The organism is Spongiactinospora gelatinilytica (genome assembly GCF_003236385.1).
GTDB classification, from domain to species: Bacteria; Actinomycetota; Actinomycetes; order Streptosporangiales; family Streptosporangiaceae; genus Spongiactinospora; species Spongiactinospora gelatinilytica.
Genome location: NZ_POUA01000136.1, coordinates 1 through 17,517, shown reverse-complemented (window position 1 = coordinate 17,517; position 17,517 = coordinate 1). Strand labels below are relative to the sequence as shown.

Annotated in this window: 13 protein-coding genes; 5 read left to right on the top strand and 8 right to left on the bottom strand. The window is 69.9% G+C overall.

Annotated features, from left to right (window positions below):
* Nucleotides 1-90: 90 nt before the first annotated feature.
* Together C1I98_RS18345 and C1I98_RS18340 are read left to right on the top strand one after the other, a co-directional pair.
* Nucleotides 91-1,395, top strand: coding sequence for a PTS transporter subunit EIIC (locus tag C1I98_RS18345; RefSeq protein WP_111168674.1), 1,305 nt, complete (start codon nt 91-93; stop codon nt 1,393-1,395).
* Nucleotides 1,396-1,613: 218 nt separating this feature from the next.
* On the top strand, nt 1,614-2,099 hold the full coding sequence (locus C1I98_RS18340; RefSeq protein ID WP_111168673.1) for an Rv3235 family protein: 486 nt from the start codon (nt 1,614-1,616) through the stop codon (nt 2,097-2,099).
* Nucleotides 2,100-2,170: 71 nt separating this feature from the next.
* Here the strand turns inward: C1I98_RS18340 and secA are convergent, their stop codons facing one another.
* Nucleotides 2,171-4,984 (bottom strand): preprotein translocase subunit SecA, encoded by a 2,814-nt coding sequence (secA, locus tag C1I98_RS18335; RefSeq protein ID WP_111168672.1) that lies wholly within the window; start codon nt 4,982-4,984, stop codon nt 2,171-2,173.
* Nucleotides 4,985-5,437: 453 nt separating this feature from the next.
* Here secA and C1I98_RS18330 point away from each other — a divergent pair, with 453 nt between their 5' ends.
* Both C1I98_RS18330 and C1I98_RS18325 read left to right on the top strand, forming a co-directional pair.
* On the top strand, nt 5,438-5,767 hold the full coding sequence (locus C1I98_RS18330; RefSeq protein ID WP_233507971.1) for an HGxxPAAW family protein: 330 nt from the start codon (nt 5,438-5,440) through the stop codon (nt 5,765-5,767).
* Between the two features lie 184 nt (nt 5,768-5,951).
* Nucleotides 5,952-7,151, top strand: coding sequence for a winged helix-turn-helix domain-containing protein (locus C1I98_RS18325; protein WP_111168671.1), 1,200 nt, complete (start codon nt 5,952-5,954; stop codon nt 7,149-7,151).
* An 88-nt stretch (nt 7,152-7,239) separates the two neighbouring features.
* On the opposite strand, the gene C1I98_RS18320 is transcribed toward C1I98_RS18325, so the two are convergent.
* The gene (locus tag C1I98_RS18320; protein WP_111168670.1) at nt 7,240-7,851 is read right to left on the bottom strand and encodes a TetR/AcrR family transcriptional regulator; all 612 of its coding nucleotides are present in this window, start codon (nt 7,849-7,851) and stop codon (nt 7,240-7,242) included.
* Between the two features lie 96 nt (nt 7,852-7,947).
* Between C1I98_RS18320 and C1I98_RS18315 the strand changes: the two genes are divergently transcribed.
* Nucleotides 7,948-9,438, top strand: coding sequence for a carboxylesterase/lipase family protein (locus tag C1I98_RS18315; protein WP_111168669.1), 1,491 nt, complete (start codon nt 7,948-7,950; stop codon nt 9,436-9,438).
* A 194-nt stretch (nt 9,439-9,632) separates the two neighbouring features.
* Here C1I98_RS18315 and C1I98_RS18310 read toward each other — a convergent pair whose 3' ends face one another.
* The 6 genes from C1I98_RS18310 to mtrA all read right to left on the bottom strand — a co-directional run bounded on the left by C1I98_RS18310 (nt 9,633) and on the right by mtrA (nt 17,097).
* Entirely contained in the window at nt 9,633-10,289 is a 657-nt protein-coding gene (locus C1I98_RS18310) for a response regulator (RefSeq protein WP_111168675.1), read from the bottom strand.
* Nucleotides 10,290-10,538: 249 nt separating this feature from the next.
* Nucleotides 10,539-11,243, bottom strand: a complete 705-nt coding sequence (gene hpf / locus C1I98_RS18305; protein ID WP_111168668.1) for a ribosome hibernation-promoting factor, HPF/YfiA family — start codon at nt 11,241-11,243, stop codon at nt 10,539-10,541.
* A gap of 627 nt (nt 11,244-11,870) precedes the next feature.
* Entirely contained in the window at nt 11,871-12,794 is a 924-nt protein-coding gene (locus C1I98_RS18300) for a ComF family protein (protein ID WP_146607501.1), read from the bottom strand.
* A gap of 58 nt (nt 12,795-12,852) precedes the next feature.
* Nucleotides 12,853-14,640, bottom strand: coding sequence for an LpqB family beta-propeller domain-containing protein (locus C1I98_RS18295; protein WP_111168666.1), 1,788 nt, complete (start codon nt 14,638-14,640; stop codon nt 12,853-12,855).
* On the bottom strand, nt 14,637-16,370 hold the full coding sequence (gene mtrB, locus C1I98_RS18290; RefSeq protein ID WP_111168665.1) for an MtrAB system histidine kinase MtrB: 1,734 nt from the start codon (nt 16,368-16,370) through the stop codon (nt 14,637-14,639). Before mtrB ends, C1I98_RS18295 begins: the two co-directional genes overlap by 4 nt.
* A gap of 49 nt (nt 16,371-16,419) precedes the next feature.
* Entirely contained in the window at nt 16,420-17,097 is a 678-nt protein-coding gene (mtrA, locus tag C1I98_RS18285) for an MtrAB system response regulator MtrA (protein WP_030509347.1), read from the bottom strand.
* Between the last annotated feature and the right edge of the window lie 420 nt (nt 17,098-17,517).

Here is a 17,517-nt window from a genome sequence, read left to right as displayed (position 1 = left end):
CAACGGGGACGTGGGGGTGGTGCGGGAGCGGGGGCGTGGAACGGGTAGGTAGCGAGCATCCCCCGCAGTGACCTGTGTACGGGGGTGGCGATGGGCCAGGCGGTCGCGGAGCGCGGGGGTTCGGGCCGGCCGGGCGTGTTCGGGGTGTTGCAGCGGATCGGCCGGTCGCTGATGCTGCCGATCGCGGTGCTGCCCGCGGCCGGGCTGCTGCTCCGGTTCGGGCAGGACGATCTGCTGGGCCGGACCGACAACGCGGTGCTCGACCGGGTGGCGGCGATCTTCGCGGCGGCCGGCGGGGCGCTGTTCGACAATCTGCCGGTGCTGTTCGCGATCGGCGTTGCGATCGGTTTCGCCCGCCGCGCCGACGGATCGACCGCGCTCGCCGCCCTGGTCGGCTACCTGGTCTTCGACCGGGTGACCAAGGTGATGTTCTTCTCCGCCGCGCCCACCAGCGCGGTGTATCGCAAGGTCGTGGTCAACGCGCTCGGTCCCGCCGGGCAGCCGGAGGCCCGGGTCGATCTCGGGGTGCAGAACCCGACCGGGGTCCTCGGCGGAATCCTCATCGGGATCATCGCCGCGCTGCTCTGGCAGCGCTACCACCGGATCAAACTGCCCTCCTGGCTGGCGTTCTTCGGCGGGCGGCGGTTCGTGCCGATCGTGACCGCCGTGGCGGCGCTGCTGCTCGGCGTGCTCTTCGGCCTGTTGTGGCCGCCCATCGGCGAGGGGCTGACGCGCGCGGGCGACTGGCTGGCCGAGCACGGCACCGAGGGCACCGGGATCTACGGCCTCGCCAACCGGCTGCTCATCCCGCTCGGCATGCACCACTTCCTGAACACGATCGTGTGGTTCACGATCCCGGAGTGCACGGCGGGCATCGAGGGCGCGACGCGTACCGCCGCGGGCGACCTGAACTGCTACTTCGCCGGTCAGGAGGGCGCTGGGATCTTCATGACCGGGTTCTTCCCGATCATGATGTTCGGCCTGCCCGCCGCGGCGCTGGCGATGTGGCGGGCCGCCCCGCCCGGCCGCCGGGCCGCGGTCGGCGGGATCATGGCGGGCGCGGGCCTCACGTCCTTCGTCACCGGGATCACCGAGCCGATCGAGTTCGCGTTCATCTTCGTCGCGCCGGTGCTGTTCGTGGTCCACGCGCTGCTGCTCGGGTCCTCGATGGCGCTGATGTCGGCCCTGGACGCCCGGCTCGGGTTCAACTTCTCGGCGGGCGCGATCGACATGCTACTCAACGCCACCAAGTCCAACACCCGCAATCTGGGCGTGATTCTGGTCGCCGGGCTGGTGTACTTCGTGCTCTATTACGCGCTGTTCAGCGTGCTCATCAGAAAGCTGAACATCCCCACTCCGGGCCGAGAGCCGGCATCAGTTCCGGATGACCGATAAGGCGAGCCGGGCGTACCGAAACAGCGATCAGCCCGGTTGACCACCGATCCAACTTCGCTGCACTTTTGCCGCAAAAGGCGGGCACAAGGAGCCGCGGGATGGAATATCCGGTGGCCGAGGTATCTGGAGTTCCGACCAGAAACTCTTCTCGTGCGCAGCAGCCGCCGGCGTTTCCCTCCCCCGTCATCGCGCAGATTCAGAGTCTTGCGGAGTCCGTTATGCAGCGCCTTTTTCATGCCCCCTTCCTGCCGACGTTCAGTCCCTCGCCGGTGGCCGATCCGCCGTACGACGCCACGGCGGGCAAGCCGTCCCCGGCTCCGGATCCTGAACCGGTCCCGACGCCTGAGCCGATGGAGGTGCCGATGCGCGACTCCTACGTCAGCCCGGTGCCCGCCGATCCCGACGAGCAGCGCATCCGGGCGCTGGGACTGGCGTTCGCCGAGGTCCTGGCCGGGCAGCGGCCACCGACGACGGTCGCCCAGCACGTCACCGACCGGACGTACGGCGAGCTGGTCCGCGCCGGAAAGATCATCGAGGCCGACGGCCCGGTCCGCGTGTCGGCCCCGCACATCTCCCGCACCAACGCCTCGGTACTGGAGATGTGCCTGCTCGTCCACTGCGGCAGCCGCTCCCGTGTCCTGGCCATGCGCCTGGAACGCCGCGGCGCCCACTGGCGCTGCACCGAGTTCGAGACCACCCGCTGACGCCCGGAAACACCGAGATCCCGGCGCCCTTGAAGCAGGGGGCCGGGATCTCTCCGCGCCGAGGCGGCGGGTCAGACGGTGGCGTTGTCGGCGTGCTTGGGGTCGCCGTGGCAGCGCTTGTACTTCTTGCCCGAACCGCACGGGCAGGGCGCGTTGCGGTTGACGTCGCCGTAGGCGGCGCGCTCCTCCGGCGTGGCGCTGACCCGGGTGTGCTCCACCTCGCCGGTCTCGCCCGGCGCGGTGTACTCAAGCTGGGCCGGCCGGTCCGGGCCGCGCAGCCCGCGGGCGATGATCGAACGGGTCTCGCTGATCGCGGCGTCCTCCTCCGCGTCCTGCTCCTCCTCGACGATCGGGTTGGTCTGCACCTCGACCTCAAGGTTGAACAGGTAGCCGACCGACTCCTCCTTGATGCCGTCGAGCATCGCGGCGAACATGTCGAAACCCTCACGCTGGTACTCCACCAGCGGGTCGCGCTGGGCCATCGCACGCAGGCCGATGCCCTCCTGGAGGTAGTCCATCTCGTAGAGGTGCTCGCGCCACTTGCGGTCGAGCACGGAAAGGACGACCCGGCGCTCCAGCTCGCGCATGGCCTCCGAGCCCAGCTCGTCCTCGCGCCGCTGGTAGGCGGCCAGCGCGTCTTCCTTGATCCGCTTGCTGAGGTCGTCGGCGGTCAGCTCCTCGCGGCTGCCCGCGGCCTCCACCAGCCAGTCGATGGTCACCGACACCGGGTAGAGCTCGCCGAACGCCTTCCAGAGCTTGTCGAGATCCCATTCCTCGGCGAAGCCCTCGCCGGTGGCGGCCGTGACGTAGTCGTCGATGACGTCGGCGACGAAGCCGTGGATCTGGTCGCGAAGGTCGGCGCCCTCCAGGACCCGGCGGCGCTCGGCGTAGATCACCTTGCGCTGGCGGTTCATGACCTCGTCGTACTTGAGGACGTTCTTGCGGGTCTCGAAGTTCTGCTGCTCGACCTGGTTCTGGGCCGAGGCGATGGCCTTGGAGACCATGCCGGACTCGATCGGCACGTCGTCCGGGATGTTGAGCCGGGTCATGATCGTCTCGACCCTGGCCGCGTTGAACAGGCGCATCAGGTCATCGCCCAGCGACAGGTAGAACCGGGACTCGCCGGGGTCGCCCTGCCGGCCGGAACGACCGCGCAACTGGTTGTCGATGCGCCGCGACTCGTGCCGCTCGGTGCCGAGGACGTACAGGCCGCCGAGCGAGGTGACCTCGTCGTGCTCGGCGCGCACGGCCTCCTTGGCCTTCTCCAGCTCCTCCGGCCACGCCTTGTCGTATTCTTCCCGGCTCTCCACCGGGTCCAGGCCGCGGTCGCGCAACGCCTGCTCGGCGCGGAACTCAGGGTTGCCGCCGAGCATGATGTCGGTGCCACGGCCGGCCATGTTGGTCGCCACGGTGACGGCGCTCTTGCGCCCCGCCTCGGCGATGATCGTGGCTTCCCTGGCGTGGTTCTTCGCGTTCAGCACCTCGTGCGGTACGCCCTGGCGGCGCAGCGCCTTCGACAGCCGCTCGGACTTCTCCACCGACGTGGTGCCGACCAGGACCGGCTGGCCCCTGGAGTAGCGCTCCTTGATGTCGTCCACCACGGCGTCGAACTTGGCGTCCTCGGTCTTGTAGACCACGTCGGCCTGGTCCTTGCGGACCATCGGCTTGTTGGTCGGGATCGTGACGACGCCCAGCTTGTAGGTCTGGTGGAACTCGTTGGCCTCGGTCGCCGCGGTACCGGTCATGCCGGCCAGCTTGTTGTAGAGGCGGAAGTAGTTCTGGAGCGTGACGGTGGCGAGGGTCTGGTTCTCGTCCTTGATCCGGACGCCTTCCTTGGCCTCGATGGCCTGGTGCATGCCCTCGTTGTAGCGGCGGCCGTGCAGGACGCGGCCGGTGAACTCGTCGACGATCAGGACCTCGCCCTCGACGACGATGTAGTCCTTGTCGCGCTTGTAGAGCTCCTTGGCCTTGAGCGCGTTGTTGAGGAAGCCGACCAGGTGGGTGTGCTCGGGCTTGTAGAGGTTGTCGATGCCGAGCCAGTCCTCGACCTTCTCCACACCGGACTCGAAGATGCCGACCGTGCGCTTCTTCTCGTCGACGACGTAGTCGCCGGTCTGCTCCTGGCCGTCCTTGCCCTCGGTGCCGCGGCGCAGCCGCGGGGCGATCTTGGCGAACTCCTGGTACCACTTGCCGGACTGCTCGCCGGGGCCGGAGATGATCAGCGGCGTCCGGGCCTCGTCGATCAGGATGGAGTCGACCTCGTCGACGATCGCGAAGTGATGGCCGCGCTGGACGCACTCCTCCAGCGACCAGGCCATGTTGTCGCGCAGGTAGTCGAAGCCGAACTCGTTGTTCGTGCCGTAGGTGATGTCGGCGTTGTACTGCTTGCGGCGCTCGTCGGGAGGCATGTTCGCCAGGATCACGCCGACTTCGAGGCCGAGGAAGCGGTGCACCCGGCCCATGGTGTCGGCGTCGCGCTTGGCCAGATAGTCGTTGACGGTGACGACGTGCACGCCCTCGCCGGTCAGCGCGTTGAGGTAGGCGGGCAGCGTACAGGTCAGGGTCTTGCCCTCACCGGTACGCATCTCCGCGATGTTGCCCAGGTACAGCGCGCCGCCGCCCATCAACTGGACGTCGAAGTGCCGCTGGCTGAGCACTCTCCGGGCGGCCTCACGGACCGTGGCGAACGCCTCGGGCAGCAGGTCGTCGAGCGACTCACCGTCGGCGTATCGCTGCTTGTACTCGTCGGTCAGCGCGCGAAGCTCGGCGTCCGACAGGTTTCTGAAGTCGTCCTCGATCGAGTTGACCTGGTCGGCGAGCCGCTTCAGCTTGCGCAGGATCTTGCCTTCGCCAGCGCGAAGGATCTTGTCGAGAATAGCAGCCACTTTGTGTAAAGCTCCTCGCAGGTCTACCCCGGCCGGGCTGACGAGTCATACTTCCCCGTTGCCATCGTAGGCGCTTCGGCCACCTGACACAGCCAACGGCGAAAACGCCCCGTCGGCCCGGAAAGTTCCGCCGTACGGCATACCAGGTGAATGCGCACGTAAGCGCGGTGACCCGAACCGGCGCGGACCGCCCCATGCGTATGGGCCGCGCCCTCGGGTATGCCGAAGTGGACCGCGCTTCGCCACGGGGTCGCGCGGCGGGCGCTTTCCGAGCGAAGGCATTTTCCGCGCGCATCGTCGGGCTCATCGTGCCGGCTTCAATGTGTCGGCCATCGTGTCGCTCACGGTGTCCTCGTGGCGAGGATACGGCATGCGGTACGGCGGACGGCGCACCGCCGCGCCATGCGCCGCCCGCCGTACCGGCCCGGGGGACAGTACGAGGAAAGGGAACTCATGGCAGACATCGGACACCACGAACCCCAGACCCACGAACCCGAGACCCGCGGCACCGAGGGAAGCGTCACCGAGGCCCTGGAACACGGGAGCCACGCGGGCCGCGCCTCGTCATGGGCGGCCGTGTCGGTGATGCTGCTCGGCTTCCTGACCGGGGGCATCGCGCTGTGCCTCGGCCCGAACTGGCTCTTCTTCTGGATCGGCGCGGGCCTCGTCGCCCTGGGCGGCATCCTGGCCCTGGCCTTCGACATCTTCTCCGACGTGATCGTCGACGCCCCCCGTGTCATCTCCGCCGCCGAACACCACTCCCCCTTCGAACGCGGCCAATAGCCCCGAGAGGCGCCGCCGAGCGGCGAACGACCGAAGCCCCGGAGAACGGACGCCGGAAACCGGCATGGGCCGCCCGCAAGGCCATCGACGATCGGCCCGTAGCCTGGCCTGTCCCCGGGGCCGAAGGGTCATGCTCGACACCGGTATAGCGGTTTTGTCGGTGGCAGGCGCTAGCATCGCCCGCATGCTGACCTCTCTGACCCCCGATGAGGCACGCCGGGTCATTCTCCGTGCGCAGGGGCTGCTCGGAGCCGGGGCGCGGCGCGGTGGAGTGCCCGCCGTGCTGCGCAGGCTCGGGGCCGTCCAGCTCGACACGATCTCGGTGCTGGCGCGCTCGCACGAGTTGATCGCCTATGCCCGGCTCGGCCCGGTCGCCCGGGAGAAGGTGGAGGCGGCCTACTGGGGTGGTGACGCGTTCGAGTACTGGTGCCACGCGGCGTGCATCCTGCCCCTCGGCCAGTGGCCGCTCTACGCGTTCCGCCGCCGGGCCTTCCGGGAGCGTGAGTTCCGCTGGCACAAGGTGCCGTCCGGCGTGGACAAGGTCCTCGACAGGGTCCGTGCGGACGGCCCGCTGACCACCACCGACCTCGGCGGGGCGAAGAACGGCGGTCCGTGGTGGGACTGGTCGGATGTCAAGATCGCGGTGGAGTGGCTGCTCGACATCGGCGAGGTCGTGTGCACCCGTCGCGTGGGCTGGCGGAGGGTCTACGACATCGCCGAGCGCGCGGTGCCCGCCCCGCTGCTCGACACCGACCTGACCGACGAGGAGTGCGTCGCGCGCCTGGCCGGTACGGCGGGCGCGGCCCTCGGCATCGCCACCCGCGCCGACCTGGTCGACTTCCTGCGCCTGAAGGGCTCGCACGCGGCCATCCTGGACGAGGCGCTACGGAGCGGCGCCACCGGCCTGGTCCCGGTCCACGTCGCCGGCTGGCCCGCCACCCGCGCCCGCCGCACGGACCGCGCGGCCCAAGGCCCGGCGAAAGCGCCCAACGCCTGGGCCGATCCCACCGCCCTGGAGTCCGAGCCGCGCGGGCATCACCGCACCACGCTGCTGTCGCCCTTCGACTCCCTGGTCTGGGACCGCGCCCGCACCGAGCGGGTCTTCGGCTTCAACCACCGCCTGGAGGCGTACGTCCCGAAGGACAAGCGGGTCCACGGCTACTTCACGATGCCGGTCCTGGCGGGAGGCCGCCTCATCGGCCGCGTCGACCCGGCCCGCGAAGGCTCCACCCTGGTCGCCCGCCACGTCTCCTTCGAGCCCGGCACCACAGCCCGACCACACATCGAGGCCATGACGGACGCCCTGCACTCGGCGGCCGAATGGGTCGGCTGCACCGACGTCCACATCGAGCGCGTCACCCCCTCCACCCTCCGACTCCCCTGAGGCCAGCCCAGGCCAGGTCGGGGAACGCGTCGTGGCCGACGGGCAGGACTCCCCGGTGGATGCCTGCGGCCAGTCGCCCGGGCGCAGGTCACGCGCTCCGATCCTTCCCGGTGAACAGCCTGTCCAGATGCAGATCGATCGCGGCGAGCGCGTCCCGGGGCCTGATCACGTCCAGTTCGATCAGGGGGGTGAGGCCGGTGAGGGCGAGGAGCAGGTTGGTCTCGGTCGCCGGGTCGCGGTCAGGGGCGATGTGCCCGTCGGCGACCGCTTGGCGGACCAACCGCTCGATGAGGGCCCGCCCTTGGACGAGGCCACGGCGCGCCTGCTCGTGGACGGCCTCGTCGTGCAGCGCTTCCAGGACGTAGGCGGCGCTCATCCGGCTGGTCGCGCGGGCGTCGGCATGCAGGGGGAGCATCTCCGCGAGCGTCAGTCGCAGCACGTCACGGGGGTGCGGACGGTCACCGAGCTTTTCGAGCCCCTGGTGTACGCGCACCGAGGTCTGCTCGGACGCGAAGTCCATGGCGAAGGAGAGCATGGCGGTCCGGGAGGCGAAGTAGTGCTGCAGCTGCCCGAGTGACATGCCCGCCTCCTGCGCCACCACGCGCATCGTCAGATGCGCGACGCCGCGCTGCTCCACCACCCGCCACAGCGCGCGGGCGATCACTTCGCGGCGTCCGCGGTGATCCACCTGTTTCGGCATCGCCGGCCCCTCCCTCGTACCCCGGGACTGTTCCAATACAGTTGACATAATACACCTGACCCATAATCCTGGGTCCACTCGAGGGAAGGAATCGGCATGTCCGAACAGCCAAAGGCACGGACCACGGAAGGCGTGGTGCAGGGGCGCCGGCGGCAGGGGCACGCGGTGTTCCGCGGCATCCCCTACGCCCAGCCCCCGGTCGGAGCGCTCCGCTTCGCCGCGCCCGCGCCGCCGCACCGTTGGGAGGGGGCGAGGCAGGCGGTCGAGTTCGGCCCCCTGGTGCCGCTGTCCCTGCCGATCGACGTGCCCCCGCAGGGCACCGACTGGCTGACGCTCAACGTCGGCACGCCGGATCCCGGCGCGGCGGGACTGCCGGTGCTGGTGTGGATCCCCGTGGGCGGCTACCTCTCGGCGGCATCGAGCGACCCGATGTTCGACCCGGAAGCGCTGGCCGAGGCGGGACTCGTCGTGGTGACCATCAACTGCCGCGTGGGCGCGGAGGGTTTCGCGTTCCTCGACGAAGCGCCGCCCAACCGCGGATTCCTCGACCAGATCGCGGCGCTGGAGTGGGTGCAGCGCAACATCGCCGCCTTCGGAGGCGACCCCGGCCGGGTCACCGTGGCCGGGGTGTCTGCCGGGGCAGGGTCGGTCGCCGCCCTGCTGACGATGAAGCCGGCGCGCGGCCTGTTCCGGCGGGCCATCGCCCATTCGGTGCCGGGGCTGCACAGCACCCCCGCGCTGGCACGGCAGGTCACCGCCGCGTTCGCGAACCGGCTCGGCGCGGCGGCCCCCACCGCCGAGGCCCTGCGCGACATCGACCCATGGCACCTGGCCGCCGAGCTCACCTCCTTCAACGCCGACCTCCACGCGCACCGGGAGAGCTGGGGACGCCTCACGGAGACCGGCACCGCGCTGTGCCCCGTCGTCGACGGCGAGGTCCTCCCCGAAACGCCCTGGCCCGCGCTGACCGGCGCGCGCGCGAGCGGGACGGAGCTGCTCGTCGGCCACACCCGGGACGAATTCCGGTACTTCAGCGTCATGAGCGGACGGTACGGCACCTTCACCGAGCAGGACGCCCACGCAGCCCTGGAACTGCACGCCCCGCAGCCGGACGGCGCGCGGGCCTACCGTGCCGCGTTCCCGCAGGCAGGCCCGGAGGAACTGGTGGAGACGGTGTACTCCGACGCCCTCTTCCGCATGCCGTCACAGAAGCTGGCCGAGGCGAACGCCGCAGCCGGCGGCACCTCGTACCTGTTCGAACTGTGCTGGGTCGCCCCGGCCCTCGGCGGCATCCTGGGCGCCTGCCACAGCCTCGACGTGCCCCTGGCGTTCGGCACGCTGGACAGCCCCGTCGGCACCCAGCTCATCGGCGAGGAGCCCTCTCCCGAGGCCGTCGCGCTCTCCCGCGAACTCCAGGAGGCATGGGTCCGCTTCGTCACCACCGGCGACGCGGGCTGGTCCGCCCACCGGCCCGGCGGGCACCTCACCCGCGTCCTGGACGCCGAGTCGAAGACTCTCCCCTACCCCGAACAGGCATCCCGCCGGATCTGGGAAGGCCACCACCCCGCCCCTTTCGATCGCTCGTAGGGCGGAGACACAAATAGGACAAGTAGGAACGTCGGCTACTCCGGGCGCGGGAAAGTCACACCGCTCTGCAGGACGTGATCACCGTTCTTCCCTGAGGGGGGTACACCTGCCGCCGGCGGCGGGGCGGACGATGGCGCGTCCGCCCCGGTCTGGGGTCTTCCCTGGGGTACCGGTGAGTTCCCGTGGGGAAGTCGTCAGGTGATCTCTAACATGCGCTCTCTGACGGCGTACACCACCGCCTCCATCCTGGAATGGAGCTGGAGTTTGTCCAGGATGTTGCGAACGTGGTTCTTCACCGTGTTCTCTGAGATGAACAACTGCTTGGCGATCTCCCGGTTGTTCATGCCCTTGGCCACCAGCCGGAGTACCTCCATCTCCCGGTCGGTGAGCCTCGGCACCGGGAGCTGCGGCGGGCGTTCGGCCTCCTTGCGGCTCATGCTCGCGAACTCGCTGATCAGTTTCGCGGCCATGGCCGGGTTGATCAATGACTGTCCTTCGTGCACGCCGCGTACCGCGTCGGGCACCTCGTCGAGCTGGACGTCCTTGAGCAGGTATCCGGTCGCGCCCGCCTTGATGGCCTCGAAGAGGTCTTCCTCCTCGTCGCTCACCGTCAGCATGATGATGCGCGTGCTCGGCACCGACTCCTTGATGCCCCTGGTCGCCTCGATGCCGCTGAGTTTCGGCATCCGGACGTCCATCAGCGCGACATCGGGCAGGAGGCGGTCGGCGAGCTCGACCGCCTCCCGCCCGTCGCTCGCTTCTCCGACCACCTCGATGTCCGCCTCGGCGGAAAGGGCCAGTTCCAGGCTGCGGCGGATCAGCGCGTGATCGTCGACGATCAGCACGCGGATGGGCTCGTCGCCGCCGCCACGCCGGCCCGTCTCACCGGACCCGCTGCCAGGCCCAGCCTCAGGCCCTGTCACAGGACATCCTTCACCGGCCTCGCGCACTCGGCGTCCCTTTTCTGTCGCGGGACGCCGCACCTCCTGGCTCGCTCGCTCACAACTCCTCCTCGCCGTGGGGTTTAGAGCCTCTGATCCGCCATGATTACACGGGTTCCGGTCATCGGGATGGTCGAAAGGATCTTCATTGCGCCGCTGTCACGCCTCCACGAGCCGGAGTACGCCGTAGTCGTATCCGCGGCGGCGGTAGACGACGCTCGGGTGGCCGCTCTCCTTGTCGCGGAAGAGGTAGAAGTCGTGCCCGACCAGCTCCATCTCCAGGAGCGCCTGGTCGATCGTGATCGGATCGGCGCGATGGAACTTCTCCCTGACCACCAGCGGTCCGTCACCATCCATCTCGATCGGCACGGTGGGCTCCTCATAGCCGTCGGCTCTGGTCGTGAACGTTTTCGCCGCCGGCTCGGGCTCGGGTCGCGCGGCCGTCGCCTCTGGCGCAGCCGGTACGGCTTGCGCCATTTCGGCCGCGAGGTCGGGCGCGCCCTGGTAGGCGGGGGCGGCGGAGGTGATCTTCGCGATGGACGGGGGGACGCGGTTGCCGTGATGGACCTTTCGCCGATCGGCGATCCGCCGCAACCTGTTCTCCAGCTTGTCGAGCGCCAGGTCGAGGGCCGCGAACCGGTCGTCGGCCGACGCCTCGGCGCGCACCGCAGGGCCGCGCGAGTGGATCGTGAGCTCCACCCGCTCCCGTTGGTCGCTGAGACGCGGATTGCGCTCTTTCGACACCTCTACATCGACTCGGATGAGCTTGCTGTCCAAACGCTCCATCTTGGCCAGCTTGACGGTCGCATGGTCGCGGAAACGGTCACTCACTCCGGTGTGCCGTCCCTTGACGATGACGTCCATGCAACAGCCCCCCTTCGTCTCTCGACAGCGAACCCGGGCGAACGCCGGGCGGTCTTTCAGCGGACACGCAGATGACTCCTCCTTCACCTCGCAATGGAGTCGTCACGGTCGCTTCATTGCCTGGCAGCGCGTCTGTTAACCGGAATTTTGGTCGGCACCCGTCCGGCCGACCTGGTCTTCGTCCCCACATCCGCCTGCTGAGGGTCTCGCAGCTCCATGCCACTACTGCCCTTCTCCTCTGACGGGGGGCATCGGACCCCCCGGGAGGGCAGGACTTACCTCTAAGCCGCACCGTGATCGATCGACAAAAAGTCGTCTTACGTGGACCGTTTCGCCTGCGGCTGGCATCGGCTAGCGGAGCCGGGAGCCCCGGCTCTGCGCAACCACGGACCCGAACGGGTGCCATGTTCCGAACGCTATCCGGAACCTGCCCGAATGTCAGCCGCAGGATCTACCGGTTGATCACATCGCGTGAGCTTCGGGAGGGTGGGGCACGCCGGGAGAGGCCCACGTTCGTGGGCGGGCCCGGCGGCGCGAAACCCGCTCGCATCCCTTGAGCAGCGCAGGTGACGGGATCGGGGTAGGAAGATGTAGCGGAAAGGTTAGTGGCGTAGCATATGACGCTTCTCACGCTATGTGACCTTGGAATTCGGTACCTTCGGCGTGTCGGCTTGGTGTCGTCACCTGGGGCTCCAGTGGTTCGAGTGGCTTGCGGACGGGCCGAAATCCGGCCCTGCGTAAGGGGTGCCTTCGCGGGGTGGCGGCGAGGGTCACCGCGAGCGGGACGCACAGGCCGGCGGCCCGCAGGGTGAGCGCGGCCTCGGCCAGCGTGGCGCCGGTGGTCACCACGTCGTCGAGGAGCACGGCGACCCCGGAGGGCGGCCGGGCCCGGGGCACGGCGCCGCCGCGCCCACGCCGTAAGCGAAAGGCGCCCGAGAGGTTGGCGGCCCGCAGGGACGCGCTCAGCCCTGCCTGGTCGGCCACCCGCCTGCGGTGCTCGACAAACGGGCACAGAACGGCCGGGCGGCCCGAGCGGGCCAGCGCGCGGACGGTGAGCGCGGCCAGCCGGCCGACCGGATCGTGGCCGCGCCGTCCGCGAGCCGCCCGCAGACTGGGCACCGGGACGACGCCCACCACCGGCGGGTGGGGCCCGATCACCGCGTCAAGGGCCACGCCGAGCACCTGCGCCGCGACGGCGGCCAGCGGCCGGGCGAGCGCCGTCCGGCCGCGCTCCTTGTACGCGATGACCGCCCGCCGCACCGGCCCGGCGTAATCGGCCGCCGACCAGCACTCCGGCAGCCCGGCCGGCACGGGCGCCGGCATCCGCCGCCGCACCTCCCCGCACACCCCCGCCGCACACCGCCCGCACAACACACCACCGGCCCACACCGCCCCGGAGCCATCGACGCCTGCCGCGCCCGCGCCTACGGCCCACGGCCGCTGGAAATCCGGGGCCCGGGGCGCGATGGGCGAGGGCGCCGCGGTGGTCGTCGGGGTGGCGCAGGCGGCGCAGGAGGAGGGCAACAGGAGTTCGAGGGTTTTTCTGAGCATGGGGCTACGATGGCAGCCGCCACCGACAGTTTTCGCCCGGCGACTCTCCGTGAGAGCGTCAGCCGAGGGGCAGAGCGGGCGAGGTGGCCGGGTTCTTCAGGAGGGGCACCCAGGCGCCCTTGCTGTCCCAGTAGAGGACCTCGCTCTTGCCCTCCTCGGGGTCCATCACGCCCGCGATGATGCGGTCCTCGAAGGCGGTGATGGAGTCGATCCGCGCGTCGGCCTTGAACGGCTCGCTGGTGCCGTCGGTGACCGACACCGCGATGATCTCCTGCCCCGACTTGCTGCTGGTCAGGACGAGCAGCGTGGTCGCGTCCCGCCAGGCGATGTCCACGATCTTCTGGCCGTCCGCGGCGGTGGCGAGCGTCTGGAGGTTGACGATCTGGGTGCCGCTGGCCTGGACCATGATGATGCCGACCTTGACGTGGACGCCCGCCTGGTCCTCGACCACGGCCGCGACGCGCACGCCGTCCCTGGCCACCCGCAGGTTCTGTACGCCGACGGTCTCCAGGCCCGCCGCCGCCACACGGACCTGCCGGGTGCCGTCGTGCCGGTACACGCGGGAGGAGCGCTCGCCGACGCGGGCCACGGTCCAGACCGTGTCGTAGCGGTCCCATGACGGGGCGGTGAGGTTCTCTCCGGTGATCCAGCGCCGCCACTGGCCGCCCTGCGCCAGCGGGGCGACCTCGATCGCGTCGCCGTCGGCGTTGAGCGCGGCGACCGTACGGCCCTGGGCGGCGACGGCCGGGTCGATGTGCGCCTCCCCGGGCTGGCCCGCCTGGCCGGCCACGGGCGTGAGCTTGCCCTCGGCCCCCACTGTGTGCAGCGCGCCGTTCGCCATGACGTAGGTGTCGCGGACTCCCCCGGTCAGCCACGGGTCGAAGTGCCCATAACGGTCGTATCCCACGCGCAGCGGCGTACCGGAACTCGCGTAATAGGGGTCGCCGTTGACCCGGATCTCGACCTCCCAGCGCTCGGTGAGCTGGTTCAGCGTCCAGCCGATCTGCGCCGCCATGGCGTCCACGTCATCACCGCCGCCCGAGGAGATCGCGTTGGCCGCCGCCTCGTTGAGATCGACGATGACCTTGTCGTCCTCGGTCCACACGCCGCGCAGCCGGGTGCCGGCGGGCAGCGCGTTGCGCACGGCCTCGCGCAGCGTCGCGGTCGGCCCCTTCAGCAGCCGCCTGACGATGCTCTCCGCGAAGTCGATCTTCGGGTCCAGCGGTACGCGCACCTCGTCGACCACCAGGCCCCGCTTGGTGCTGTCCAGGTAGTAGAGCTTGACCTTGCGGTAGCTGCGGCGGATGTCGGCCTCGGTGAGCAGCAGCCCGTGCGGCACTTCGCCGATCCGCCACCCCGTGGGCTCCTTGACCAGCTTGAACTCCTGGATCAGCCCGCCCTGCGGCTCCAGCTCGGCGCTGTACTTGCCCTCGTCGTTGATCGCGCCCACCCGCGTGCCCTGCAAGGTCACCCGGGCCTCCCTGGCGTTGTCGGGGAGTTGCCCGGGCGGCTTGATCACGCCCTTGTCGTAGACGGTCACGCGGACGTTGGGCCGCCAGCTCCGCGCGGCGTCGCCGGTGAGGTACCGCCTGGCCACGCTCCAGCCGGGATCGTCCACCGCGGCCATCGCCGCCAGGAATCCCTCCAGCACCTGGGCCGGCCCCCACTCCGGGCGCGGCGGGATGGCGATCATCCGCACGTACGGCTTGCGCAGCGGGTCGCCCTGCACGCCCTCCTCGAACTCCGCCGGGCTGCCGGTCGGGATCGTCGCGCAGCCCGACCCCGCCGCCACGGCCGCGAGCGCGACGCACCCCGCGAGGAGCCTCCTGCGCCATCCCCCCGTCACGACACTCCCCCGTCCAGAACACGGTCACCGGGACCGGCGGTGAGCGCCGGGGTGACGTGGCCGCGCCAGGTGCGCCGCATCTCGATCTCGGGCGGCACCAGCGACAACGGCGAGCCCTTCAGCTCGCTGCCGGCCGCCCGGGGCAGCGACAGCCGGAACTGCGACCCCTCCCCCGGCGAGCCCCACGCCTGGAGCCACCCGCCGTGCAGCATCGCGTCCTCGCGGGAGATGGCGAGCCCGAGCCCGGTACCGCCGATGGTCCGTGCCCGCGAGGGGTCGGCCCGCCAGAACCGGTCGAACACCATGTTCTCCTCCCCCGGCCGCAGCCCGACGCCGTGGTCGCGGACGGCCACCGCCACCGCGTCGCGGTCGGCCCCCACGGTGACCACGATCTCCTTGCCCTCGCCGTGCTCGATGGCGTTGAACAGCAGGTTGCGCAGGATGCGCTCGACCCGGCGGCTGTCGATCTCGGCCATGCACGGCTCGCTGGGCAGCCGCAGGTCGAACCGGGTGCCCTGCTTCTCCCCCAGCGCCTCGGAGTCGGCCACGGCACGAAGTACGACGTTGCGTACGTCGACCGAGTCGATGTCGAGGGTGGCCGCACCCGCGTCGTACCTGCTGATCTCCAGCAGGTCGGCGAGCATCGACTCGAAGCGTTCGAGCTGGGCCTGCATCAGCTCGGCGGCCCGCGCGGCGGAGGCGTCGAACCCCTCGCGGGCCTCGTAGAGCAGGTCGGCCGCCATCCGCACGGTGGTGAGCGGGGTGCGCAGCTCGTGCGAGACGTCGGAGACGAACTGCCGCTGGACCTGCGACAGCTCCTCCAACTGGTGGATCTTGAGCGCCAGGTTGGCGGCCATCTCGTTGAACGAGGCGGCCAGCCGGGCTAGGTCGTCCTCGCCGCGGACCTGGAGGCGTTCTTCCAGGCGTCCGGCGGCCAGCCGCTCGGCGGCCTGCCGGGCCAGCCGTACGGGGGTGACGACCTGGCGGGTGACCAGGGAGGCGATGGCGGCGAGCAGCAGTACGAGGGCGATGCCGACCACGACGAGCGCCTGCCGTACCGACGACAGCAGCTCGGCCTCCTCCGTCAACGGGAAGAAGTGGAAGATCTCATAGCCGTTGTCGACCCGGACGCCGATCACCAGTCCGGGCTGGGGCTCTGGGTCGCCGATGTGGTACAGCGAGGACGTGAGCTGCGGGATCGGCTCGTTGGGCTCGGCGTCGCGCAGGTCGTGTTCGAGCTTGGTGGGGATGCTGCGCGGATCGATCTCGTTCGTCGCGCGGTAGGCGCCCGGTATGGTCAGATTTCTGATGATCACCGTGTACCGGCTGGACTCGCCGGCGCGGTTGGCCAGCGCGGTGGCCGCCCGGTCGATGGGGAGGTCGGTGGCGCTCTGCCGCGGGTCTCCGGATCCGCCCGCGCCCTGATCGTCGGGGTCCGCGGTCTGCTCGTTGAGCTGGCCGACGATCGCGGTGCGGTCGGCGAGGGCGTCCTTGCCCGCCGCGGCGACCCGGCCCTGCACCACCGTGGTGGTGAACTGCTGCATCAGGAAGAACCCGAGGACCGCCACCACCGTGACCGAGATGACCAGGGTGCTGGTGACCACCCGGAGCTGCAGCGACCGCTGCTGGGCACGACGGACCCGCCCTGCGAGGCGACGCGCCCTCCTGCGCACGCCGCGCAGGATCTGCATCAGTGTCCTGCGTTTGGGCTTACCTTTCCGCGGGGGCATCTCGGATCCGTCGTCGGGGGAACGTTGCAAGCGGACGGCGAAGCGGCCGTCAGGCCGGTCCGGCCTTGTATCCCACCCCGCGCACCGTCACCACGATCTCAGGGTGCTCGGGGTCTTTCTCGATTTTCGCGCGCAGCCGCTGGACGTGCACGTTGACCAGCCGGGTGTCGGCGGCGTGCCGGTAGCCCCAGACCTGTTCGAGCAGCACCTCGCGGGTGAACACCTGGCGCGGCTTGCGGGCCAGCGCGACCAGCAGGTCGAACTCCAGGGGCGTGAGGTTGATGGTCTCCTCGCCCCGCTTCACGGAGTGCCCGGCCACGTCGATCGTGATGTCACCGATCTGGAGGATCTCCGGCGTCGGCTCGTCGGTACGGCGGAGCCTGGCCCGCACCCGCGCGACCAGTTCCTTGGGCTTGAACGGCTTGACAATGTAGTCGTCGGCCCCGGACTCCAGCCCGAGCACGACGTCGATGGTGTCGCTCTTGGCGGTGAGCATCACTATCGGGACACCGGACTCGGCGCGGATCCGCCTGCACACGTCGATGCCGTCGGCCCCTGGCAGCATCAGATCGAGCAGGACCAGATCGGGCCGGGTATCACGGAAGGCGTCAAGCGCCTTGTCCCCGTCGGAGACGAAAGAAGGCTCGAACCCCTCTCCGCGCAACACGATGCCGAGCATCTCGGCAAGAGCGGCGTCGTCGTCGACGACCAGCACGCGTCCTTTCATGGCCCCTCATTTGTTCTACGCAGTTTGGGAGTATTCGGGCGAACCCAGGCGATCCGTCGAAGGGTACCCCTGTCCAGCGGCCCAGCGGTACAGGGTCGTAAGCCATAGCCACCGGAAGCCGAATTTTAGGCGCATGCGACGTGAACGTGCCTGGATTCCGTCCCCGAGCGGCCTCAAAGCCGCCCAGTGGGGACCTGGACGGCCTTGCCACACCCAGTCTGCGTTAAGAAACCGCCTTTCGGCCATCCTTCGCGCGCGATCACTCCACGATCATCACATGACGTGGGTCACCGTGCCAGGATTGGGATATGTCTGACGGTCAAGGTAACCCGCCCGAGCCGCCACCCAACTGGTCGGCGGATCAGCCCGCCCCTTACCGCGGGCCAGGCGCGACGCCCTGGACCGTGCCCGGCGCACCAC